General features: G+C 54.6%; 17 protein-coding genes. 10 read left to right on the top strand and 7 right to left on the bottom strand.

The annotated features are described in order from the left end of the window. The first annotated feature begins 203 nt into the window (after positions 1-203). Positions 204-1,379 (top strand): oligogalacturonate lyase family protein, encoded by a 1,176-nt coding sequence (locus tag Y71_RS04645; protein ID WP_007370327.1) that lies wholly within the window; start codon positions 204-206, stop codon positions 1,377-1,379. 358 nt (positions 1,380-1,737) lie between these two features. On the opposite strand, the gene Y71_RS04635 is transcribed toward Y71_RS04645, so the two are convergent. The 5 genes from Y71_RS04635 to Y71_RS04615 all read right to left on the bottom strand — a co-directional run bounded on the left by Y71_RS04635 (position 1,738) and on the right by Y71_RS04615 (position 6,744). Then, complete coding sequence (locus tag Y71_RS04635) at positions 1,738-2,418, bottom strand: oligogalacturonate-specific porin KdgM family protein (protein ID WP_007370326.1); 681 nt, start codon at positions 2,416-2,418, stop codon at positions 1,738-1,740. A 475-nt stretch (positions 2,419-2,893) separates the two neighbouring features. After that, on the bottom strand, positions 2,894-4,075 hold the full coding sequence (locus tag Y71_RS04630; RefSeq protein WP_007370325.1) for an acetyl-CoA C-acetyltransferase: 1,182 nt from the start codon (positions 4,073-4,075) through the stop codon (positions 2,894-2,896). Positions 4,076-4,229: 154 nt separating this feature from the next. After that, positions 4,230-5,042, bottom strand: coding sequence for a MetQ/NlpA family ABC transporter substrate-binding protein (locus Y71_RS04625; protein WP_007370324.1), 813 nt, complete (start codon positions 5,040-5,042; stop codon positions 4,230-4,232). An 18-nt stretch (positions 5,043-5,060) separates the two neighbouring features. After that, positions 5,061-5,729 carry a methionine ABC transporter permease gene (locus tag Y71_RS04620; protein WP_007370323.1) on the bottom strand — a complete coding sequence of 223 codons (669 nt, stop codon included), beginning with the start codon at positions 5,727-5,729 and terminating at the stop codon, positions 5,061-5,063. Further along, a complete protein-coding gene (locus Y71_RS04615) occupies positions 5,722-6,744 on the bottom strand; it encodes a methionine ABC transporter ATP-binding protein (protein WP_007370322.1) in 1,023 nt (340 codons plus the stop codon). The genes Y71_RS04620 and Y71_RS04615 overlap by 8 nt, the downstream gene beginning before the upstream one ends. A gap of 394 nt (positions 6,745-7,138) precedes the next feature. On the opposite strand from Y71_RS04615, the gene Y71_RS04610 reads away from it, so the two are divergent. Together Y71_RS04610 and Y71_RS04605 are read left to right on the top strand one after the other, a co-directional pair. After that, entirely contained in the window at positions 7,139-8,509 is a 1,371-nt protein-coding gene (locus Y71_RS04610; RefSeq protein WP_007370320.1) for a pyridoxal-phosphate dependent enzyme, read from the top strand. A 10-nt stretch (positions 8,510-8,519) separates the two neighbouring features. Beyond that, complete coding sequence (locus Y71_RS04605; protein WP_007370319.1) at positions 8,520-9,662, top strand: trans-sulfuration enzyme family protein; 1,143 nt, start codon at positions 8,520-8,522, stop codon at positions 9,660-9,662. Between the two features lie 30 nt (positions 9,663-9,692). Here Y71_RS04605 and Y71_RS04600 read toward each other — a convergent pair whose 3' ends face one another. Together Y71_RS04600 and Y71_RS04595 are read right to left on the bottom strand one after the other, a co-directional pair. Then, entirely contained in the window at positions 9,693-11,012 is a 1,320-nt protein-coding gene (locus tag Y71_RS04600; RefSeq protein ID WP_007370318.1) for a sensor domain-containing diguanylate cyclase, read from the bottom strand. A gap of 910 nt (positions 11,013-11,922) precedes the next feature. Then, entirely contained in the window at positions 11,923-13,578 is a 1,656-nt protein-coding gene (locus Y71_RS04595) for a sensor domain-containing protein (RefSeq protein ID WP_007370314.1), read from the bottom strand. 561 nt (positions 13,579-14,139) lie between these two features. On the opposite strand from Y71_RS04595, the gene Y71_RS04590 reads away from it, so the two are divergent. From Y71_RS04590 to galU, 7 genes are all read left to right on the top strand, one after another. Continuing rightward, positions 14,140-14,532 (top strand): hypothetical protein, encoded by a 393-nt coding sequence (locus Y71_RS04590; protein ID WP_007370312.1) that lies wholly within the window; start codon positions 14,140-14,142, stop codon positions 14,530-14,532. Between the two features lie 182 nt (positions 14,533-14,714). Continuing rightward, positions 14,715-16,832 (top strand): UDP-forming cellulose synthase catalytic subunit, encoded by a 2,118-nt coding sequence (gene bcsA, locus Y71_RS04585; protein WP_007370311.1) that lies wholly within the window; start codon positions 14,715-14,717, stop codon positions 16,830-16,832. Then, positions 16,822-19,146: a cellulose biosynthesis cyclic di-GMP-binding regulatory protein BcsB gene (bcsB, locus tag Y71_RS04580; protein WP_007370310.1), complete on the top strand. Its 2,325-nt coding sequence runs from the start codon at positions 16,822-16,824 to the stop codon at positions 19,144-19,146. Before bcsA ends, bcsB begins: the two co-directional genes overlap by 11 nt. Further along, positions 19,143-22,841, top strand: a complete 3,699-nt coding sequence (locus Y71_RS04575; RefSeq protein WP_007370309.1) for a cellulose biosynthesis protein BcsC — start codon at positions 19,143-19,145, stop codon at positions 22,839-22,841. Before bcsB ends, Y71_RS04575 begins: the two co-directional genes overlap by 4 nt. 12 nt (positions 22,842-22,853) lie before the next feature. Beyond that, positions 22,854-23,315 carry a cellulose biosynthesis protein BcsD gene (gene bcsD, locus Y71_RS04570; RefSeq protein WP_035887601.1) on the top strand — a complete coding sequence of 154 codons (462 nt, stop codon included), beginning with the start codon at positions 22,854-22,856 and terminating at the stop codon, positions 23,313-23,315. A gap of 46 nt (positions 23,316-23,361) precedes the next feature. Next, positions 23,362-24,321, top strand: coding sequence for a sensor domain-containing diguanylate cyclase (locus Y71_RS04565; RefSeq protein ID WP_007370307.1), 960 nt, complete (start codon positions 23,362-23,364; stop codon positions 24,319-24,321). Positions 24,322-24,356: 35 nt separating this feature from the next. After that, the gene (gene galU / locus Y71_RS04560) at positions 24,357-25,286 is read left to right on the top strand and encodes a UTP--glucose-1-phosphate uridylyltransferase GalU (protein ID WP_007370306.1); all 930 of its coding nucleotides are present in this window, start codon (positions 24,357-24,359) and stop codon (positions 25,284-25,286) included. The last annotated feature ends 9 nt before the right edge of the window (positions 25,287-25,295 follow it).

Below are 25,295 nucleotides of genomic sequence, written 5' to 3'. Positions count from 1 at the left end.
AAAATCAAAGTTCGCTTTCACCCGGCTTCTTCTTCTCTCCACATACTGCGTAATAGCTGGAATTTTCTTATAAAGTGCGTCAGCAATCACACATACTGAAACAATGTTTTGATAATTTAATACCCTGTTTTTAAACTTATGAGAATCAGTGGTCATCATTGGGACGCACGCTTTCCCAGCAGACCCGAAAAAGGAGCGAAATAATGGCGAAAGGCATGCGGGTAAAACTCAATTATGCAATCAGCCGCGATCCGGATACCGGCGCGGAAGTCACCCGCTTAACCCCACCGGAAGTGACCTGTCACCGGAATTACTTTTATCAAAAGTGTTTCTTTAATGATGGCAGCCATCTGCTATTCGCCGGTGAATTTGACGGACACTGGAACTACTACCTGCTGGATATCGCCAAAGCCGAAGCCATTCAGTTAACGGAAGGCGCGGGCGACAACACCTTCGGTGGTTTTCTCTCTCCGGATGACAGCGCGCTCTACTATGTGAAAAACGATCGCACCCTGCGCGAAGTGAATTTGCAGACGCTGGCAGAGCGTGAAGTTTATCGCGTGCCGGATGAGTGGGTCGGTTACGGCACCTGGGTTGCCAATAGCGATTGCAGCAAACTGGTGGGGATCGAGATTGCCGCCAGCGACTGGACGCCGCTGAATGACTGGAAACTGTTCCATGATTTCTTCCACAAAGGGCCGCACTGCCGCCTGCTGCGTGTCGATCTGAAAAGCGGCGCAAGCAGCGTAATCCATGAAGAGAAAAACTGGCTCGGACATCCCATTTACCGTCCGTTCGATGACAATACCGTCGCGTTCTGCCATGAAGGCCCACACGATCTGGTGGATGCGCGGATGTGGCTGGTGAATGAAGACGGCAGCAACGTGCGCAAAGTGAAAGATCACGCTGAAGGCGAAAGCTGCACGCACGAATTCTGGGTGCCGAACGGTTCTGCGCTGGTGTATGTCTCGTATCTGAAGGGAGAACAGGGCCGCATGATTTACCGTTTCAACCCGGATACCGGCGTCAATGAAGCTGTAATGCCCATGCCTGCCTGCTCGCATCTGATGAGTAATTTCGACGGCACGCTGCTGGTTGGTGATGGTTCCGGTACGCCGGTGGATGTGAAAGATACCAGCGGTTACACCATCGATAACGATCCTTATTTGTACGTTTTCGACGTGGCGCAAAAAGGCTATTTCCGCGTGGCGCGCCACGACACCTCATGGGCGACGTTTGCCAACAGCCGCCAGGTGACTCATCCACATCCGTCGTTCACACCGGACGACAGCGCGATTTTGTTTAGTTCGGATAAAGACGGCAAACCGGCGCTCTATATCGCGAAACTTCCGGAACAACGCACCTTGTTGCAAGCATAGATTTTGAGTAAGTGTTTCTGTAACTGGCCTTGCCCTCCCCGGAGGGCTTTTTTTTACCTCCCTATGCCCTATGCCCGTCATACTTCGCGTTGCAGATGCGTTGGCTTTCCTCGCGAACCCCAGTCACTTACTTCAGTAAGCTCCTGGGGATTCGCTGCGTCGCCGCCTTCCTGCAACGCGAATTATTTAAGGCATACATTCACGAGAACATAAAAAGACCGTCTTGTTGTAGGCCGGATACGCGTTCGCGCCATCCGGCATGCAACGCACCTGCAGCGTGAAGTATGACGGGCATATGACGGGCATAAAAATCCCCGGCCAAAAGCTCCGGGGAATTTATTGAGGGTAATGCAGACAATCAGAAAGAGTACGCGACACCGACGCGGAAACGGGTCTGGCGTTCGTCAGTGGTTTTCACGCCAACGTTGCCGACTTCCACATACGGAGACCAGTTTTTATCCAGTTTATAGGCCACTTTAGCGTTGTATTCGTTGGAATAGGTTTTGTTGTTTTCGCGAATAACATCTTCGGTGCTTTTGGCGTAAACATAGTTCAGCTCAACGCGATAATCGCCCATCGCCCAGCCGAGCCATGCATCGAATTTGTTGACCTTGTTATCAACGGTGCTGGAATCCGGGTTACGTGTGTATTCATAGCGGTAACGGCCGGCAATATAAACGCCGTTATCGAAGCTGTACTGCGCATGAATATAGGGTTTATAGATAGAGTTGGTATCTTTACTTTCGATATTAAAGCCTGGTGTTAACGCAATATTTTTGGTCGCTGCCCAGCGCCAGTTAATGGATTCTTCGTGACCGTTACCGACGATTTCCGTTAGCGGTTTATCCGCATCGTCGCCGCCCGATTTCCATTTCGCTTCCACACCAAAACCAACGCCATTTTCAAAGCGGTGAGAAACCGCAACGCGATCGGCGTTTGAACCGCTATCGATGTATTCATGACGTAAGTCTACAGTGACCGCTTGTGAAGCGAAGGATGCGCCAAGGAGTGAAGCAAGAGCCAGAGATTTTTTAAACATGAGTTACCCCAAGAAATTAAAATTATGTTCCATTTTTATGGAATTCTATTTTATTTTTATGAGAACTTTATTTTAGTGATCGCGATCGTAAATATTTGTCTGCGGCGGAACTATGTATAACGGCGTGATGAATATCAATAAATTGCAGTTAAAAGCAGTAACAAACAGGGTCAAGATCACACCATTTTTCTATTAACGGTTATCTTACATAGTTAAATACAAATAAAAAACACAATGCAAAACATAGAGCTACAACCAAAACCGACTAATAATAAGCCAGCTTATCTTGATCATTTCAAATTGTAACGCGGGGGATAATATAGATATAGAGATTTAAATAAATGATTTAATTAAATCGAGCATGTTATTAGCGCGAGAAAGAGAAGTTTTATTTTAATTGAAACAACACTTGCGATGGGTGTCACAAATAATAAAGCCTTCCGGATGGAAGGCTTTATTCGCAATAAGGAAGAGATTAATCGCGTTCAACGGCCAACGCCACGCCCTGCCCGCCGCCGATACAAAGTGTCGCCAGCCCTTTGCGGACATTGCGCTTTTGCATCTCATGCAGCAACGAAACCAGAATTCGGCAACCGGAAGCGCCAATCGGATGGCCCAGCGCAATAGCGCCGCCGTTGACGTTAACGCGCTTCTCATCCCATTCGAGGATTTTCCCCACCGACAGCGCCTGCGCCGCATAAGCTTCGTTGGCTTCGATCAGATCGACATCGTCAAGCTGCCAGCCTGCGCGCTCCAGACAGCGACGCATGGCATAAACCGGCGCGATCCCCATCAACGCCGGATCGACGCCAACGCTGGCAAAGGCGCGAATTCGCGCCAGCACCGGTAAATTCAGTTCGGCCGCTTTGCCTTCGCTCATCATCAGCACGGCAGCAGCGCCATCGTTCAGCGGCGACGCATTTCCGGCAGTGACTGAACCCGTCTGTTCAAAGGCGGGCGTCAGTTTCGCCAGCGCTTCCGCACTGGGATCGGTGCGCGGCTGCTCATCGGTCTCCACCAGCAGCGGTTGCCCGTCCGCGCTCTGCGTCTTCACCGGGACTATTTCATCACGAAAACGGCCAGCATCAATCGCCGCACGCGCTTTATGCTGCGAACTTAACGCCCACTCATCCTGCCGCTCGCGGCTGATGCCATACTCGCGCGCCAGATTCTCGGCGGTAACGCCCATATGATAATCATTGAACGCATCCCACAGGCCATCATGCACCAGGCTGTCAATCAACTGGCTGTTACCCAGTCGCGCCCCGGTGCGGCTGTCGGTCAGAACATGCGGCGCGCGGCTCATATTTTCCTGACCGCCCGCGATCACCACATCCGCCTCGCCGCACTGAATCGCTTGCGATGCCAGATGCAGCGCCTTTAGCCCGGAACCGCACACGTCGTTGATGGTAATGGCGGAAACGGTGTTCGGCAGGCCGCCTTTGATGGCCGACTGGCGGGCAGGGTTTTGCCCGGCTCCGGCGGTCAGCACCTGGCCTAAAATCACTTCATCAATATCCTGTGGCTGTACGCCGCTGCGTTCCACCAGCGCCTGCACCACCAGGCTACCCAGTTCTACGGCAGAATGGCGCGACAGCGCTCCCTGAAAACAGCCGATCGGCGTACGCACCGCCGCCACAATCACGACATCTTTCATTGCTGGCTCCCGCAGTCACTGAACCTGGCAATAGTAGTGCATTGTTAATGAGTGTTAACGCAGATGTTTAAAATTGGTGAGATTAATCACAAGGAATAAGAGAAGGGGCAGAAGGAAATGGCGCGCGGCCAGGTAAAACCGCGCGCGAAGGGGATCAGTTGTTAACCGGGATCACCGCACCTTTATATTTGGTGCGGATCCAGTCCTGAATCTCTTTGGAGTGCAGCACGTTCACCAGCGCCACGATATCTTTTTTCTTCTCGTCGCCGCGGTGTACGGTAATGATGTTGGCATACGGGTTGTTTTCACCGCTCTCAACGGCGATCGGATCGTGTACCGGATCCAGGCCCGCATCGATGGCGTAGTTGGCGTTGATCACCACCGCATCGCCTTCATTGTTGTTATACATCTGCGGCAGCAGTGCGGCTTCCACGTTCGGCAGGAACTTCAGCTTTTTCGGGTTCTCAACGATATCGTCGATACGCGCCGTCACTTTATCCACGCCCGGTTTCAGCTTGATCACGCCCGCTTTTTCGAAGATGGAGAGAATACGCCCCTCTTCAGAAACGGCATCACGCATGATCACTTTGCCGCCTACCGGCAGGTCTTTCAGCGATTTGTATTTTTTAGAGTAGATACCAATCGGCTCGATATGAATCGCGCCGGCGCTGACGAAATCATAAGATTTGTCGCCCGCATGATCTTTGATAACGCTGTTCAGGTACGGAATGTGCTGGAAGTAGTTCGCATCCAGTTCGCGGCTTGCCAGCGCGGTGTTCGGCAGGATGTAATCCTGGAACGGTTTGATCTCAAGATCGATGCCCTGCTTCGCCAGAATCGGTTTCGCCTGCTCAAGGATTTCCGCGTGCGGCACGTTGGATGCGCCGACGGTCAGTGTATCCGCCCAGGAGGAGAAGCTCAGAACGCTAAGGGTTGCTGCGGCAATCAGTGTCAGTGTTTTTTTCATGATGGTGGTTTCCAATAATTATCGTTTATCTAACAGAGAAGTGATCACGTCGCCGCAGAACTGAATAATGAAGACGATGATAAGAATCGTCACCGTCGCCACCAGCGTGACGTCGTTGTGGTTGCGCTGGAATCCTTCCAGATAAGCAAGATTACCCAACCCGCCCGCGCCAATAACTCCGGCCATGGCGCTATAACTCACCAGCGCAATCAGCGTCACGGTAATACCGGACACCAGCGCAGGCGATGATTCAGGCAGTAATACCCGGAAGACCAGTGTGCTCAGCCGCGCGCCCATTGAACGCGTCGCCTCGATCACCCCTTTATCCACCTCGCGCAGCGCAATCTCGACTAAGCGCGCGTAAAACGGCGCCGCACCGACAATCAGCGCGGGCAGCGCGGCATTCGCGCCGAGAATGGTCCCGACGATGGTTTTGGTAAAAGGGATCAACAGCACAATCAAAATGATGAACGGGATAGAGCGGAAAACATTCACCACAATCGAAATCACGCTATACAGCGTGCGGTTCTGGAACAGCCCGCCGCGCGCCGTCAGAAACAGCGCCAGTCCCAGCAAAATACCCAGTACGAATGTTGCCGCGCCGGAGAGCGCCGTCATATATAACGTCTCTTGCGTCGCCGCCCAGAGTTGTTCCCATTTCAGATGCGGGAAGAAAGAGTCAGCCATGTGTTACGACCTCGCTTGCAATATCGGTGTTGCGCAAATCCGCAAGGATATTGTCCAGTTGTTCCGGGGTCGCCTTCACGTGCACCCATAATTGTCCAAAAACACCGTGTGCCGTCTGCGACATCTTGCCGTGCAGAATATTGAACGGCAGACCGTAACGCAGCGTCAGTTCGCCAACGATCGGCTGGTGCGTACTGTGGCCGGTAAACGTCAGCTTAATAACCGTGCCGTCGAGATCGCTGTTCAACTCCGGGTTGAACGTCTCTTCTTCTTTATACTGGCTTACCTGGCGCACAAACTGACGGGTAATCGGCTGCTGCGGATGGGTAAAGACGTTCAGCACGTCGCCCTCTTCCACTACTTTGCCGTTCTCCATTACCGCGACCCGATCGCAGATTTTGCGCACCACGTGCATTTCATGGGTGATCAGCACGATGGTCAGTTTGAAACGGCGATTAATATCCAGCAGCAGATCGAGGATCTGATCGGTGGTCTGCGGATCCAGTGCCGAGGTCGCTTCATCGCACAGCAGGACGTCCGGGTTATTCGCCAGCGCGCGCGCAATGCCAACGCGCTGTTTCTGCCCGCCGCTAAGCTGCGACGGATAGGCATTCTCGCGGCCTTTCAGCCCCACCAGCTCGATCAGTTCCGCCACGCGGGCCTGAATTTTCGCTTTTGGCGCACCGGCAATCTGCATTGAAAAGGCGATGTTTTCGCTGACCGTGCGCGACCACAATAAATTGAAGTGCTGGAAGACCATGCTGATCTTCAGACGCGCCTGACGCAGGGCTTCGCCCTTTGCTTGCGCAATGTCCTGACCGTTAATCACCACGCTGCCGCTGGTCGGCTTTTCCAGGCCATTCAGTAAACGGATCAGCGTACTTTTTCCAGCACCGCTGTAGCCAATAATTCCGTAAATTTGCCCCTGCTCAACCGTCAGATTGACGCTATCGACGGCGGTAATCGATGCCTTTCCCTGGTCGAAAATTTTGGAAATATTCCTTAGCACGATCATTCGTTGGTGTTTCCGTTTGGCGGTTTAGCAGTATGGATGTCCAGGTGATAATAATCAGCCGCAGTTATATTTCAAATAACTAAATGTCACTCGCTTATAACCAAAAGCGCTAAAAGCGGCAGAATGCGGAATTTGGCCATAAGGATTTTTTTCGCAATCTATTACCGAAAAACGCATAACTCCGGCAAAGAAGCGGCAAAAAGTGCATGAAATCAGCGCAAAAAGGCGTTTTTTAGCTATTAACACGTCCGGACGACTATACGGCTCTCCTTCCCGATGGCTAAACAGAGCTTTATATTTCCGTTTGTTCTAAACGCCGAATAAAGATTCTTTAAAAGCGAAAAATGACAGACCTATCATCCGTGCATCAGTTTTTTCCACGGGTGAATACACAATGTCTGTCTTCCATTCAGTAACCGAATTGATCGGCCAAACGCCGCTGTTGCAGTTGCATAAACTGGCAAGCGGCCCCTGCGAATTATTTCTCAAACTGGAAAACCAGAACCCCGGTGGTTCGATTAAAGATCGCGTGGCGTTGTCGATGATCAATGAAGCCGAGCGGCTGGGTCTGCTCGCGCCTGGCGGTACGATTATTGAAGCTACGGCTGGCAATACCGGGCTGGGGCTGGCGCTGATCGCCGCGCAAAAAGGCTATTCGCTGATCCTGGTGGTGCCGGACAAAATGAGCCGCGAGAAGATTTTCCACCTGCGCGCGCTGGGTGCAAAAGTGGTGCTGACGCGTTCCGACGTCAACAAAGGCCATCCGGCTTATTACCAGGATTACGCCCGTCGTCTGGCACAAGAAACGCCGGGAGCGTTTTACATCGATCAGTTCAATAACGAAGCCAACCCTCTGGCGCACGCGACCACGACCGCTCCAGAAATTTTTGCCCAGCTCGACGGGCGAATTGACGCCATCGTTGTCGGCGTTGGTTCCGGCGGCACGCTTGGCGGTTTACAGGCCTGGTTCGCGCAACACTCACCGCATACCGAGTTCGTCCTGGCGGATCCGGCAGGATCGATCCTCGCCGATCAGGTTGAAACCGGTCGTTATGGTGAGCCGGGTTCCTGGCTGGTTGAAGGTATCGGTGAGGATTTTATTCCGCCGCTGGCGCAGATCGACGGCGTGCATAAAGCCTTCCGCGTCACTGACCGTGAAGCCTTTGCCACCGCACGCGAGTTGCTGCAACAGGAGGGTATTCTGGCGGGATCGTCCACCGGCACCCTGCTCAGCGCCGCGCTGCGTTACTGCCAGGCGCAAACTTCGCCAAAACGCGTGGTCACTTTCGCCTGCGATAGCGGCAACAAATACCTGTCGAAAATGTTTAATGACGACTGGATGCGCCAGCAAGGTCTGCTGACCCGCCCGTCGAATGGCGATCTCACGGATTTTATCGCCCTGCGTCACGACGAAGGTGCCACCGTGACCGCCGCGCCGGAAGACAGCCTCGCCGCCGTACTGGCGCGCATGCGGCTGTATGACATTTCGCAACTGCCGGTGCTGGAAAACGGCCAACTGGTCGGCATCGTCGATGAGTGGGATTTGATAAGCCACGTGCAGGGCGACAGCCAGCGCTTCTCCCTGCCGGTTCGCCAGGCGATGACACGTAACGTAGAAATTCTCGATAAGCATGCGCCGGAAAGCGCACTGCGCAACATTTTCGATCGCGGCCTGGTGGCGGTGATCGCCGATAACGGCCGCTTTGTCGGCCTGATAACCCGTAGCGATGTGCTGACGACCTGGCGCAACCGTCTTGAACAATAAGGAAAACAAAATGAAAAACCTGGCAACGCAAAGCGTCCACAGCGGCGTCTTCAACGACCAACACGGCGCGGTCATGCCGCCGATTTATGCCACCTCCACCTTTGCACAGCCTGCGCCGGGCCAGCACACCGGTTATGAATATTCGCGCAGCGGCAACCCGACGCGCCACGCGCTGGAAACAGCTATCGCCGAACTGGAAGGCGGTACACGCGGTTATGCTTTTGCCTCCGGCCTCGCCAGTATCTCCACGGTGCTGGAACTGCTGGATAAAGACAGCCATCTGGTGGCGATTGATGATGTCTATGGCGGCACGTATCGCCTGATTGAAAACGTGCGCCGCCGCAGCGCCGGGTTGCAGGTAAGCTGGGTGAAGCCGGACGATCTGGCCGGGCTGGAAGCCGCCATTCGCCCGGAGACTAAAATGATCTGGGTGGAAACGCCCACCAACCCGCTGTTGAAGCTGGCGGATCTGGCCGCTATCGCCGCCATCGCCAAACGTCACAACGTGCTGAGCGTGGCGGATAACACCTTCGCATCGCCGGTGATCCATCGCCCGCTGGAGCTGGGTTTCGATATTGTGGTGCACTCCGCCACCAAATACCTGAACGGCCATTCGGATGTGGTTGCCGGTCTGGCGGTCGTCGGTGATAACCCGCAACTGGCGGAAAAACTCGGTTATCTGCAAAACGCCGTCGGCGGCGTGCTCGATCCCTTCAGTAGTTTCCTGACGCTGCGCGGTATCCGCACCCTTTCCCTGCGCGTGGAGCGCCACAGCAGCAACGCGCTGGCGCTTGCACGCTGGCTGGAGCAGCAACCGCAGGTGGAAAAAGTGTGGTTTCCGTGGCTGGAATCCCACCCGCAATATCAACTGGCCCGCACGCAGATGGCGCTGCCGGGCGGCATGATTTCCGTGGTGGTGAAAGGCGACGATGCGCGGGCAAGCGAGATCATCAAAAAATTAACACTGTTTACGCTGGCTGAGAGCCTGGGCGGCGTCGAAAGCCTGGTCAGCCAGCCATTCAGCATGACCCACGCTTCAATCCCGCTGGAACAGCGGCTGGCGAACGGCATTACGCCACAGTTGATTCGCCTGTCGGTGGGTATTGAAGATGAAAAGGATCTGATTGCCGACTGGAAACAGGCGCTGGCCTGAGACGTTAAAAGGGAGCCTGATGGCTCCCTTTTAGCTGCAAGAGGTATCCCGCGCGGAAACAACCTGGTTGCGTCCCTGTCTTTTCGCCGCATAGAGTGCGGTATCAGCCCGATGGATCAGGCCGCTGGCAATCATATGCAGCGGTTTATCTTCATATTCCGGCTGCCCGGCCCGCAATGTCGCCACGCCAATGCTGATGGTAATAAAGCCGATGGGGCTGGCGTCATGCGGCATCTGTAGCGCGCTGACACGACTGCGCACGCCTTCAGCCATCCCCATCGCCTGCGCCAAATCGGTGCCAGGTAAGATAATCAGAAACTCTTCGCCGCCATAGCGGCTGACATTATTGTCGCTGCGCAGTTGCGATGCGGTCAGGGTTTTGGCAACGATGCGCAGGCAGTCATCTCCGGCCTGATGCCCCTGGCTGTCGTTGTAATTTTTGAAGTAATCGATATCCGCCAGGCAAACCGACAGCGGAAAATCCTCCTGCAACGCGCGGGCAATCTCCGCCAGCAGACACTCATCCATATAGCGACGGTTAAACAAACCGGTCAGATGGTCGAGCTGGGCGTACTGTTGCAGCACTTTATTCGCGCTGGCGAGCTTATGTTCCGCATGACGACGCTCGGTGATATCCACCCAGGTCACCGATAAACCGACGACCGCATCCATCGCATCGCGCACCGGCACCGACTGAATATCGTAGCAGCGATCGCGCCAGCCGAGTTCGCGCGAAGGCAACTCTTCGCCATTGTCAGCAAGGGCAAAATCGGTAAGGAAAAAGGGCCAGTAGTCAGGCATCAACTGCTGAACATGGCTTTCAAAGCCCTGCGGTACAGTGTTCCCCAACAACTTCGCCATCGCTTTGTTGGACATCACCATTCGCCCCTGGCGATCGATCATGCACAGCGCCACCGGCGTGGTTTCATAGATGGTTTCCAGTTGCAGAACCCGCTCGCCAAGGTTGGAGATATTGCGATCGATGCCGCGATAGCCTCGCAGTTCCCCCTGCTCATCAAAGAGCGGAACGCCGCTGGTCTCAAGCACCACAATGCTGCCATCAGCACGCTGGTTACGGTTTACCAGGCCGGAGAAGGCCCGTTTTTCCATCACGATCGCGCCAAACGCGCCTGCCACGCGCTCAGCTTCCCCCGGCGGCATAAAATCGAAGGGCGTTTTGCCAATGACCTCTTTCGGCGACACGCCAAGCAGTTCCGTGACCACCTCGGAAGACCAGGTATAACGTCCCTGCGCATCCACTTCCCAAACCCAGTCCGAATTATTGTTCAGCAGCTCGAAGAGGTGCCTGGTATCTTCATCCTGGTGATCGACTTTTTTTTCATTATTCATGATCTTGTTCCGCATGACTCGCGATGCGCTTAACGACTCTTTGGTGAGCGAGATAGCGTTTCTCGCCGATCCCTGCGTCCTGATATTCACCCTGCCAGAATGCGCCCAGGTCGCAAGAGAACCACCATAATATAACTACCTGTAATACATAAACTGCCGACTATGCACAGGAAAGTGAATCATATTCGCACGTATTTGCGTAATGGCGGTCGGCGATCCCCGATCCTGCAGGTCTATTGCGGCCCTACCTGCGCTGTCGTCCAGCAAGAGAAGTCATCATAGCCTCGTTGCGCAACATTGCGTCAGGCTTTTTCGTTATCGCCGCTCCGTATTCGCCGCTGGCAGTATTTATTTATGCAATCACTGTTATTAACGCTGAATAATAGAAAGTAGCTATCGCTATAAATTAATTTCCCTAAAGCTAAATTTACTCGTGGATTTTTCATTTTTTACAGGTAAGATAATTTATCTTTATTTATTCAGCATAGCTGCAAAAGAAATATTTTCGAACGGTATTTCTATATATATAAGTGAATTAATAAACATCATCTATAAAACAAAAAAATGACGCCCAGCTTGCTGGCGCGCCATCATTCATCGTTTTTCATACATGCCCGCCCGGCAAGGGATGGCATCGGTTTATTATCGATCAGGGTAATATTTCATTATGAACATCGACACGAGCAAAAATAAAACCACCAGTACCAATCCTTCACGGCAAGCGCATCGTCAAATGTCATGGGGAATGCTATTTTTCTGCTTATTTCTGGTGGCACTGAAATTCTTCAGTTAGGCGGCAGGATAATATTATTAAAAAAGGAATAAAATAATCCCCCGGCACTGGACGCGCACCGGGGGTTATTCCGGCCTGATATTCCTTTCAGACCTGGGCCACTGCTACCTTGCGATTTCACTCATAACGCATTTCGGGTTGTAACCGGCTTTGCAACCATCCCGCCAGCGCAGAAGCATTCAGGGCGCGGGAGTAGAGATAGCCCTGGGCAATGTCGCACTGCAAATCACGCAGTTGATTACGCTGCTGCTCGGTTTCCACCCCTTCGGCAACCACGGTCTGATGCAGACTTTGGCCGATTTTCACCACCGTAGTGGCGATGGCTTTCATTTTGCTGCCTTCGCTGAGATCGCGCATAAAGCTCTGGTCGATTTTCAGCTCTGTCATCGGTAAATGCGCCAGACGCGACAGGCAGGAGAAACCGGTGCCAAAATCGTCCATCGACAGCCCGACGCCCAGTTCGCGCACCGCGCAGATCACTTCCATCGTTTCCGGGCGCTTGTCCATCATCACCCCTTCGGTGATCTCGATGGTCAGGCAGCTCGACGGAATGCGGTATTGCCGCAGCAGATAGGAGATGTAATGCGGCAGGCTGCTGTTATAAAAGTTGATCGGCGAAAGATTTACCGATACCACCGGCACATGAATGCCGTTACTGCGCCATTCCGCCATCTGACGGCAAGCTTCATGGAGTGTCCAGCGACCAATGGCTTCAATCTCGCCGGTCTCTTCGGCCAGGGTGATAAATTTTCCAGGGGGAATATCGCCCAGTACCGGATCGGTCCAGCGCGCCAGCGCTTCTACACCATAAAGCTCACCATTCTTCAGCCATATTTGCGGTTGATAGTGCAAATGCAGCAAATTGCTGGCGATGGCGAGCTTCAGCGCCGCCGCCAGTTTTAAACGTTCCTGGTCGACCTGATTCATCTCGGTGCTGAAGAACAGGTAACCGCCGGACGCCGCCGCCTTCGCCAGATGTGAGGCGTGGTTGGCATGTTTGATCAAGCCATCGCGCGAAACGCCGTGATCCGGGTACAGGCTGATACCGGTGCTGACCGTCACATTCAGCGCCAGATCGGCAACATTAAACGGCATACGGAACAGCGCCTGGATCTTCTGCGCAATGCTGGTGGCGCGGGTGTAATCGCAATCCGGGATCACCAGCACAAACGCATCGCTGTCGGCGTGGCTGACAAATCCCTGGCGGGAGAATTCCGTCATCAGGCGTTGCGCAATCACCACCAGCACGTTATCCCCTGCGGCGTAGCCCAGCGCATCATTGACGTCTTTAAAATGATCGAGATCGAGGAAGAAAAACGCCGCGCGATCGCACACGCTGCTGGCCAGCGTCTGATCAATATACTGGTGCAGCGCGCCACGATTCGGCAGGCCGGTAAGCCGATCAAAGGTCGAGAGCTTCGTGACACGCTCCTGATCGATGTGTACGACAATACGACAGGGAGAACCGATGCTGCCGCTACCTTCATAACTAATGGTCGCGGCCAGCGATGTCTCTTCACCGGTAGCGGAGATCACCGTTAACGCACGCTCACTTTCGGTGCCCGTCGGCATCACATCGAGTGAGCCAAACAACGGAATCGCAGAGGCTTTACATCCTAGCACAGAAATTCGCGGGTAGCCCCATAATTTCTCCGCCGCACGATTAAAGAAAAACACGGTTTCCATACTATCCAGTAGTACGACAGCATCGTGAACATTTTCGAGTGCGGCAAGCATATTATCAGAGCCGAAAATATCATTTTCAGAATGCATAATCTTTTTTTCTTAAAGAAGAGTTCGTCGACATCCTAATTGAAAAAATAACCAGGTTCAATATCAACCAGCCGCAATATTAATAGACAACGACATTTATAGACAAATTCTATATATAAAATGCAATTTATCGTTAAAGAAACAACACAGGTGGCCGACAAATAAAAAGTGATTTAAAAAAGTGAATTATGGATAAATAATGAAGATTGCAACCTTTCGTAATTATCAATTAAAAGACTGACTTTCCGCACAGCGATAACTTTTCCCTCTACGCTGGCTATAATGCCCATGCAGGCTGGGTTTGCTTCACGATGCCGTTATAAATAAAGAAATCATTCATAGACACATTAAATAAGTTCATTACCATTTATCGATAACGTCACTTGACCTTAACTGACCGCCGCCGACAGTATATAAGGAAATTCTCATTTAAAGCGCATGACGGGAATTTTTATTGATGCCGTCTATTTAGCTTTAGCGCCCTGCACAGTCGCACGGTAATAGAGAAGGCGTATTGCTTATTATAGTTCGTATTCAACACATCGGGGTCAGGCAAACACTATGTACGATGATTTAGGTTCTTTGGCTGAAAAACTGAAAATGTCCGGTGTTTCTTTCCAGGAAATGACTGAAGATGGTGAAACAATGCAAGCAGTAACCACAACAGCAGTAGCACCCGGCATCAGCAATGAAGTGCAGGAATCGACGGTTGCCGTCAGCCCGGCAGCAAGCCGTAAGGAAACCAGTAATGCCAGCGCTCCGGCGGACATCCCGGCCAACACCCTCTCCTGGCCGAAAAGCAAACCGGTACCCGTTGCCGCGCCGGAGGCCTTCGCGACACCGGCCGGAGGTATTCTGGACAGCGTTGCGGCCATCAGCCGCCCGGCTGAGGTTGAAATTCGCGAACGCAATCCTGTTCGTCTGGATATGTTATTTACGGTCATTGGCAAATAAATGCCAACAGGTGAAATCGCCGTGTGGCAATAATAAAGCACGATTTATCATGTCCTGCCAGCCAATAATGTCGCTGCATTTCGTGCGACAAAGATGAGTCGGCCAGGTTGTGAATTTTAACAGGTCACCGGAACAGTTTTGTGCCGGTCTGCCTTTATTCTATTCTGTGCAAGATTATAAACATGAAAAAAATCATCAGATTTATTTTCACGCTGGTACTACTTTTATTATCGCTGCTGGTGGTCATCACACCGATGAACAGCGATAAACAATACCTCTTTGGCCTGAGCGTGATGGCTGTTGTATTAATTCTTGGGCGGGTGAAAGGAAAAAAAGCGGTGTTAGCAATGCTGACACTCTCGGTACTGATGTCCACGCGCTATATCTGGTGGCGCGCCACCACAACGTTGCATTTCGATTCAACGCTGGAAATGCTGCTCGGCAGCTTGCTGTTTGCGGCAGAAATATATTCGTGGACGATTCTGTTGCTCGGTTATATTCAAATGGCCTGGCCATTAGAACGCCCTATTGCGCCATTACCGCCGGATAAATCCACCTGGCCGACGGTCGATATTTATGTGCCGTCATATAATGAAAGTCTCGATGTCGTGCGCGATACCGTGCTGGCGGCGCAGTGTATTGAATATCCGCAGGACAAGGTCAAAGTCTATATTCTTGACGATGGAAAACGCGATGAATTCCGCGATTTCGCCGCCGAAGCGGGCGTCCATTACATCATCCGCCCGGATAACAGCCACGCGAAGGCGGGCAACCTGAACCACGCCATGACCCTCACCCAGGGTGAGCTGATTTGCGTGTTCGATTGCGACCACGTTGCCACCCGCGTCTTTTTGCAGGCTACCGTCGGCGAGTTTTTCCGCGATGAAAAACTGGCGCTAATCCAGACGCCGCACCACTTCTACTCCCTCGATCCGTTTGAACGCAACCTGACGGCAGCAAAACGCGTTCCGCACGAAGGTGCGCTGTTCTATGGCCCGGTACAGAAAGGGAACGATAACTGGAATGCCACCTTCTTCTGCGGTTCCTGCGCGGTGATCCGTCGCAGCGCGTTAAATGAAGTTGGCGGTTTTGCGGTAGAAACGGTGACCGAAGATGCCCACACCGCGCTGAAATTACAGCGTCGCGGCTGGAACACAGCATTCCTTGATATCCCACTGGCGGCCGGGCTGGCAACCGAACGGCTGGCGCTGCATGTGAACCAGCGTATTCGCTGGGCGCGCGGCATGACGCAAATTTTCCGTATTGATAACCCGCTGCTCGGGCGCGGCCTGAAGCTGACCCAGCGCATTTGTTACCTTAATGCAATGCTGCACTTCCAGTATGGCCTGCCGCGCGTGGTGTTCCTCACCTCGCCGTTGGTGTTTATGTTGTTCAACCTCAACATTATTTCCTCCTCAGCGACGCTGATTTTTGCCTACGTGCTGCCGCACCTGGTGCTCTCCACGATGGTGAACTCGCGCATCACCGGGCGTTATCGTTACGCGTTCTGGGGCGAAATTTACGAAACGGTGATGGCATTCCACCTGATCCTGCCGACACTGCTGAGCCTGATTTCACCGCGGCTGGGGAAATTCAACGTGACCGACAAAGGCGATCTGACGGACCGCGACTACTTCGACTCTCACACCGTACGCCCGCTGATCATCACCACGCTACTGATGGTCGGCAGCATGATCTGGGTGGGCGTGCGCTACTTCATGCACGACTACGCCGGGATCGATCCGCGCGTCATTCTGTTCAATATCGCGTGGGGCACTTTCAGTACCATCATTTTGCTGGCCTCGATTGCCGTGGCGAAAGAGACCAAACAGATCCGCAAAACCATCCGTATTTACGCCCGCCTGCCGGTGACCGTGCTCTTTTCCGACGGCTCGCAAATGCAGACCCGTACCTTTGATATCTCGATGGGTGGCGCGCGCGTGGCGCTGGTGAAAGGGGAAGATCTGAGCAGCAAAACTCCGGTCCGTATCGAACTGGGTCTGGGCGGTGAGATTGCCCATGTGCCTATTCTCTCTGCGGGTACCGGCGTCGGCGATATTCGTCTGGAGTTTGACACGCTGCCGCTGAGCGAACGCCGCAAGCTGGTCCGCGTGGTGCTTTCCCGCGCCGATGCCTGGTATCGTCCGCCGCATGCGCCGGATCGCCCACTCGCTTCCTTTCTGGGGATTTTGCAGTGTGTGTTTGAGCTGTTTTTCGGTCGCAAAAAAATGGCGGGCGGTTTTAACAGCCAGATGAAGGTCGTCGCGAAAAAGCAGGAAGAGGTTAACAATGCGCTGTAAGCCTATCGCACTTGCCACCCTGCTTGCCTGTTCGGTGAATACCCCGGCGTTTGCGCTCTCAAGCGATAACGACGCGCCGCCGACGCTGCCGACACCGCTTTCGCTGCAAGGAACAACGCCTGCGCAGCCGCAGCAGATGGTTCCGGCGAATACCAGCAACCAGAATATCACCAGCACCCTGAGCTTTGGCGATATGGGCGCAACCGGCGGGCTGACGCTCTCCGGTCAGCAGTTGCAAAACGGCGTGTCGTTCAACCTGCCGGGCGATCTGGTGATCACCGACGCACATATCAGTCTGAATGTGCAGGTCAACCGCAGCGATGTCAGCGGCGAAAACCTGCAACTGATGCTGAATGGTCAGCCGCTGGGCGCCATCCCGCTCGATCAGTTGCAGCAGGATAAAGGTTACTGGCAACTGGATGTCCCGGCCTCGATGGTCGCGTCCAGCAACAACCTCAGCTTCCAGCTGAAAACCGGCGACGACATTATTAATAATGTCTGGAGCTGCCAGCGCCCGCTGCCCGCAGATTATAAAGTGACGTTACAGCCAGAATCGTCGCTGAACTATCAGGGATTGTGGCTGAACGTTCGCAAAACGCTGGGCACATTCCCGCGCCCCTTCGTCGATATCAAACAGACCAAAGATCTGGCGATCAGCATAGCTTACCCGGCGACGCCAGATGCGGACGTGCTGACCGCGTCAGCGATTGTCGCCTCGCAGTTTGGCGCATTAAGCAACGGCAAACCCAGCCGCTTTGACGTGCAGTACGATGCCCTGCCCGTCGGCAACGGCATTCTGATTGGCAAACCGGGCCAGACCATTGGCGGCATCACCCTGCCGGAAACCAACGGCGCAGCGTTGCAGGTGATTGATAACCCGCAAAACCCGGCCTGGAAATTGCTGATCATTAGCGGCCACAACGAGATGCAGCTACGCCAGGCGGCGTGGCGTCTGACATTACCGGCGCTGCCAGACAGCGACACGCTGGATGTGCCGACGCTGAAAATCGCCCAGCGAGCCGCCTACGATGCGCCGCGCTGGATCAACACTGAACACCCGGTTGCCGTGCGCTCGCTGCTGACGGATGAGGGCGCGCTGATTGCCCACGGCGTCTGGCACGGCGAGAACCGTCTGCCGTTTCGTACCGCGCCGGATCTGTTCCTGTGGGATGGCTCCTCCGTACCGCTGCACCTCAACTACAGCTTTGCGCAGAAAAACTGGATTGACGATCAGGACTCCTTCCTCAACGTCAGCCTGAACGGCGAGTTCCTTAAACGTCTGCCGGTCAGCAAAGAGGGAATGCTGGCGCCGGTGCTGTCGATGCTCGGTTTATCGCAGCGCCAGCAGAGCGCAGTGGTCAACATCGATCCGCGCGCCATTCTCGGCAGCAATCAACTCGGTTTCTGGTTCGGCCTGAAACCGCAGAAAAACGCTCCCTGCAACGCCATGGCGGATGAGAACATCCAGAGCCGGATTGACGGTGATTCAACGCTCGATTTCAGCCGCGCATGGCACTTCGGCAAGCTGCCGAACCTAGCGTGGTTCAGCGGCGCAATGTTCCCGTTCACGCGCCATGCTGACCTCGCGCAAACCACGGTACTGATGCCTGCGCACCCTACGGTTGATGACGCCACCGTGCTGCTGAACCTGATGGCACAATCCGGGCGCGACACGGGCGTTACCGCCAACTATCTACACCTCTATACCGGCCTGCCCGGACAGGAAGAGGCGCAACAGCAGCTGGCCGACAGCGATGTGCTGGCGATTGGCAGCCTGAGCAACGGCGAGATGCTGAATCCGCTGCTGCAAAACAGCGCCTTTGCGTTGAATGAAAATACGCTGGAAGTGAAAACCGCCAGTGCCGTAAGCCGCGTGTTATCGCTGCTGCGCGGCGATCAGGCGCGCACGGATATGGATGCGGCTGAGTATCTCAGCGACAACAATCAGTGGCGCGGCTTGCTGAGCATGCGCTCGCCGTGGAACGCACAGCGCGTGGTGGTAGTCGCGACAGCGACCGACAACCACCAGCTTTCGCAACTGGCGGAAGACATGAACAAACCGGCCTTTCTCTCCATCGCCGGGGGCGATTTCACCGCCGTTAATAGCGCCGGGGAGATCAAAAGCTGGCGGGTGGGCGAGCAATTCACCAGCGGCAACCTGCCCGGTTATATGAAAATTTTGTGGTTTGCCAGCGAGCATATTTTCTGGCTGGTCGCCCTTGCCTGCCTGATTGCTGCGGTTTCCGGCCCGATGCTGTTCACCCTACTTCAGCGCCACGCCCAACAACGCCTGCAGGATAAAACAAAAAAATGAATACGCGTAAACAACTGACGCAGGCTTTTTACCTGCTGTGCCTGGTGGGCGCCAGCCATCCTGCTGCTGCCGATACCGCTGACGCCAGCGCGAATGCGGCCGCAGTGAAAAAATTGCTGGCGCAGGCCAGCTACTGGCACAGCAAAGCGCACGACGATATGGCCATCGATGCGCTGCAAAAAGTGCTGGCTGCGGATGATAAGAATATCGATGCCATGTATCTGATGGCGCTTTATCAACTGCAACAAGGCAACGTGCAGCAATCGGAAGTGTGGCGCAAAAAAATCGCCGATATTTCGCCGCAGGACCCGCGCCTGAGCGCGCTGACCAGCGCCAACACTCTGCGCAATATCCCGCAGGATAAACTCAACGCGGCGCGTCAGCTGGCAAGCCGTGGGCAGATTAAAGAGTCCATTGCCGCCTGGCGCGCGCTATTTAATGGCAATCCGCCGCCGGATGACGTGGCGCTGGAGTATTACCAGACCATGGCCGGTGACAGCGCCAGTTGGGGCGAGGCAGTCGCCGCCATGCGTCAGCGTGCCAGCGTGATGCCGGACGATGAGCCAACGAAAAAGGCGCTGGCGATGGCGCTCACTTATCAGGAATCCACGCGCCGGGAAGGGATCGCCCTGCTCAGCACGCTGGCTGCCGATGATAAAAGCGCCGACAAAGCCTTGCAGCAAGCGCTGCTGTGGCTGGATGCCAAAGCCAGCGATCTGCCAGCGTATACTGCCTGGGCGCAGCGCCATCCGGAAGACAGTGCACCAATGGATCACTACCGTAAAAGCGTGGAAGGCGATGCCACCAAAGCGGGCTTTGATGCATTGAACGGCGGCGATCTCGGCAGCGCCAAAGATCGCTTCTCCGAAGCGCTGCAAACCCGCGCCAATAATGGCAACGCGCTGGCCGGGATGGGCTATGTCGCACTGCGGCAGAACAACTTTGCCGATGCCGAGAAATTCCTGCGTCGTGCGGCGCAAGAAGATGCCAGTAACCAGAACAGCGCGCAGTGGATAAAAGATGCCGATAACGCCCGTTTCTACGCCGCGCTGGGCCAGGCCCGTAGCCTGAGCCAGAAAGGCAGCTACGACCAGGCGCTGGCAAGTTTGCAGAGCGCCGACAGCCACGATGAAAACCAGCAGCAGGCGGCGGGTATGCTGCGGGCCGATATCCTGCGGCGTCAGGGCAAGCTGTCGCAATCCGAAGAGGAGTACCGCCAGTTGCTGGCGCAGCGTCCACAGAATACCGATATCAGAACGGGTTTGTGGTGGGTGCTGAAGCAGCAGAATAAACAGGCAGAAGCAGACGCCATGCTGCAAACCCTGCCCGCCAGTCTGCGTACCCGTTACGCCGCCGTTGGCGATAACGGCGACAACGAACGCAAAGCCGCGCAGGCCGCGTTGCAGGCCGGAAACAGCTCACGGGCGATGCAGATCCTGCAAAACGCCTCCGGCAAATACCCGCGCAATGTCTGGCTGCAACTCGATTACGCCCGCGCGCTGCGCAAAGCGGGCCAGAAACAGCAGGCCTCGGCGTTAATGTCTGGCGTGGCGCAACGCGACAGCAGCAATAAAGAAGCGCTGTATGCCGCTGCGGTCTATGCCGCCGAAGAGAGCGACTGGTCGCGCGCGCAAAGCCTGCTCGCCCGCGTGCCGCGCAGCAGTTACAGCGCCGATATGACCGCACTGTACACGCGCGTGCAGATCAACCAACAACTGGATATTGCCCGCAACTATCTGCGTCTTGGCAATGCGACCGCGGCGCGCAACTCGTTACTGGCTCTGCAACGTAATCCGCCGCAATCGCCGGTCGATGCGGGCCGTCTTGCTGAGTTATTGATGCAGAGCGGCGACAGCGCTGGCGCGCTGCAACTGGTACGCGGCAGCCAGGCGCAGGGGTTACACGGTTCGGTACTGGATTATGCCGGGCAGATCCGCGTGCTGAACCAGGCCGGGCAGTTTGCTGAAGCCGAAAGCCTGCTGAATGCGCCGGTATTGCAGAACGGTGCCAGCGAGCAGGAGATGAGCGCGATCCGCTTAGGCGGTTTGATCGTTCGCGCCGATCGCCTGCGGGAAAAGGGGCAAATCGGCAAAGCCTGGTCACTGTTAATGCCGGAACTGCAAAACAATCCGACCAATACCGATCTGTTGCTGGCCGTGGCGCGCGTCTACCAGGCCGATCATATGGATGACAAAGCCACGGAAATCTATCAGTACGTGCTGCGAAAATCGCCACGGGATAAGCAAGCGCTGACCGGAATGGTGAATATGGCGCTGGCCCGCGGCGATAACGACGAAGCGCGGCGAACCTTTGCCGGGCTGGAGCCGAGCCAGGATGCCGATTATATGCTGCTGGCCGCGCGCGTGGCGGCGGCCAACGGTGAAAATCAGCGGGCGATGTCGCTGCTGCGCACTGCCCAGTGGCGTCTGCAACAGGGCGGCGATGACGATAGCGATGAACTGAGTTCGGTGATGTCGCTGCCGTCGCCAACGCGTCAGGCGCAGCTCACTGCAATGAGCGGCATCAACACCATGATGCGCGATCTGCAAGAGAAAAGTGCCACCTGGACCAGCGGCGGCGTTTCATTGCGTAGCCGTAATGGTGAATCGGGTCTTGGCGCGCTGGATGAAGTGCAGGCACCGCTGATCCTTTCGGGCGCGGTGGGCGACAGCACGCGCCTGAGCCTGAACATCACGCCAACATCGCTAAACGCTGGCGAGATGTCCGGTGAGGCGGCGAACCGCTTCGGTTCCGGGGCGCTGGAACATGCGGAGAAACTGGCAGAAGCGGCGGCCAGTACCAGCACAACGACCACTTCAACCAACGCCTCCAGCCAGGGTTCACAGCAGGCAAACGGCGTGGCAGCAAGCCTCAGCCTGAGCGGTGACAGCTACAAACTGGATGTTGGCAGCACACCGACCGGCGGCGAGTTCACCCGTCTGGTGGGCGGCGTGGAGTGGAACCCGAAACTGACGCAGAACAGTTCGCTGAACCTGAAAGCAGAACGCCGTGCCGTCACCGACAGCCTGCTGTCGTATGTTGGGGTAAAGGATAAGAGCACCGGTGAAAGCTGGGGCGGCATCACCCGTAACGGCGTTTCGGCGCAGTACGCCTGGGATAACGACCTGATCGGGCTTTATACCCGTCTGGGCTTCGATACCTACGTCGGAACAAATGTGCCGACCAACCACGCCGTCACCGCGCAGGCGGGCAGCTATCTGCGGCCCTGGAAAACCAGCGACAGCGAGCTGAAAGTGGGGGTGAACGTCAACTATATGAACTTTGACCGCAACCTGAGCTACTACACCCTCGGCCAGGGCGGTTACTTCAGCCCGCAAGATTTTATGGCGGTATCGCTGCCGGTGACGCTGACGCGCCACATTAACGACTGGGATCTGACGCTCAATGGCGCAGTGGGTTATCAGTCTTATAAGCAGGATAAAAGCGATTACTTCCCGGGCCACAGTAGCCTGCAATCAGAATTAAACAGTTACGCCAGCGACGATGACGATGTGGACGCTGTCTACAAAGCCACTTCGAAAAACGGCATTGGCTATACGCTGGGCGTGGATGCGCGTTACCACCTCAGCAACAACCTGGCTCTCGGTGCGAACTTAGGGTACGACACCTTCGGCAGTTATAACGAAGGCAAGGCGTTGGTGTATTTCAAATATTACGTCGATCAAGACAAATAACCCGTGGGATAGATGATGTTTAGCAATCAGGACACTTATTTACAACGCAATTATCAGGCTGGCTGGCATGACCTGGTGTATCTGTTTTTTAACGAATACACCGAAGGCCGGGGTGATAAAGATCCCGAAGCCCTGAGACGTATCGGCCAGATGATGGCCCAGTGGTATCCCATTGATGGCGCCGCCACGGTGAACGAACTGGAAGCGAGCATTAACCGGGTGCTGGAGCTGTTCAACTGGGGCTTTGTCAAAATGGCGCCCGCCCAGCGCGAACTGATCCTGCTGCACTGCGCGTGGCCGCATGCGCCGGAATACCGTGACGAAGCGGGCTGGCGTCGCGCCAGCGCCTATGTGCTGGAAGGCGCGTATTCGCAGTGGCTGGTGTCACAGGGCGCGGGCAATCAGGTGCCGGTGCGCTGGAAGGATAACGCCACCGAAGATGTGCTGATTTTCCGCTACGCCATTAACGAATGACGTCGCAAAGGCATATCCACCCTATATCAACGATCAGGTGACCATCATGTTTAATGAAATCATGGTTTCAGGCAGGAAACTTGAAATCGAGGCAGTTAATTATATGGAGGATAATGCCTTTGTTTCGCTGGTTCTCGATACCTCCGGCCAGCTTATTCACGCCAGTCCGTTTTTCTATCAATTAACGGGTTTCAGTCGTGATGAGGTGCTGGGCAAAGTATTGTTTCAGTCGACGGATGAAACGGTTGCTATTTCACTGGCGATGGCGATTAGTATTGCGAAAAAAACCGGTGATAACTGGCAGGGCGAAATATCGCAGCAGAAAAAAAACGGCGAGATGCTTTGGCTTGATACCCGCTTAATGCCGCGTCGCGATGAAACGGGTGAAATATTTGCCTTTATCCTGCTGGGGTTTGATATTACCCGGCATATGGCGATCCGCGAGAAATTACATTTTCGTGCGCACAATGATGCATTAACCAAAACCCTGAATCGCCAGGGTTACTATATTCGTAGCCGCAAAAAAATCCGTGCCGCTAACGCGCGCGGCGCACAGATTGTGGTGGCGATACTGGATCTCGATAACTTTAAAAATATTAACGACGATCTGGGGCATGCGGCAGGCGATGAAGTGCTGCGCTGCTTTATCAGCCGGGTAAAACAGTGTATTTCCCGCACCACACTGCTTGGCCGGCTTGGCGGTGACGAATTCGCCCTCACCTATATTGATGGCGTTGACGAACCTGCCGGTCGCGGCGTGCTGCAATTAATTGTCGAAGCCACGCGCCAGCCGATGTATTTGCATTACCTGCAACAAACCGTGGAATTATCGGTGAGTATTGGTGTTGCCAGTTATCCGGAACACGGGCCGAACTTTTCCTCTATTTTAAAAGCCGCTGATACCGCCCTTTATAAAGTGAAGGCGCGAGGCGGTGATGATTTTATTAACTACCAGGTTCCAGGCGTAAATGAATCGGGTGGCATCATCAACAGCATTGTGTGTTGATTTTTAAACAGCAAAATAAATAACAGGAAACAATTATGTTAAAGGCTGTAATCCCAGTGGCAGGGCTCGGTACGCGTATGCTTCCGGCAACCAAGGCTATCCCGAAAGAGATGTTACCGATCGTGGATAAGCCGCTTATTCAGTATATCGTGCAGGAGTGTTACGCCTGCGGGATCCGCGAAATCGTACTGGTTACGCACTCTTCCAAAAACGCCATCGAAAACCATTTCGATACCTCTTTTGAACTGGAGTCGCTGCTGGAATCGCGCGTGAAAAATCAGCTGCTGGAAGAGGTGCGGACTATCTGTCCGGCAGGCATGAACATTATGCATGTGCGCCAGGGGCACTCCAAAGGTCTGGGCCACGCGGTGCTGTGCGCGGAACCGCTAATTGGCGATAACGACTTCGTGGTGCTGCTGCCGGACGTGTTGATCGACGACAGCCGTTGCGATCTGTCGCAGGATAACCTGGCGGCAATGATCGATCGCTTCACCACGACGGGCGCCAGCCAGTTAATGATTGAAACCGTTAACCACGAAGATGTTTCCCGCTATGGCGTGGTGGATTGCGGCGGCATGAACCTCCCGGCAGGTGGTTTTGGTCTGGTAAAAGGCATGGTGGAAAAACCGGCCGTTGACGAAGCGCCGTCCGACATGGCGGTGGTTGGCCGCTATGTGCTTTCAAAAGCGATTTGGCCGCTGCTGCGTAAAACGCCGATCGGCGCAGGCGGTGAAATCCAGTTGACCGATGCTATCGCGATGCTGCTGGAGAACGCGCCTGTAGAAGCTTACGCCCTGACCGGTAAATCTCACGACTGCGGCGACAAGATTGGCTATATGAAAGCTTTTGTGGAGTACGGCTTACGTCACGGCGCGACCGGCCCGGCTTTCCGCCAGTGGTTGCAGCACGAATTGACGTTAAAACCCGTGGCTGACGCCGTTGAACGCATCGCCGAAGCGGTATAACGACTGAGC

This window comes from Kosakonia radicincitans DSM 16656 (assembly GCF_000280495.2).
Lineage (GTDB): Bacteria > Pseudomonadota > Gammaproteobacteria > Enterobacterales > Enterobacteriaceae > Kosakonia > Kosakonia radicincitans.
Note: the sequence above shows the minus strand (reverse complement) of the source record. Positions and strands in the feature narration are given on the sequence as shown.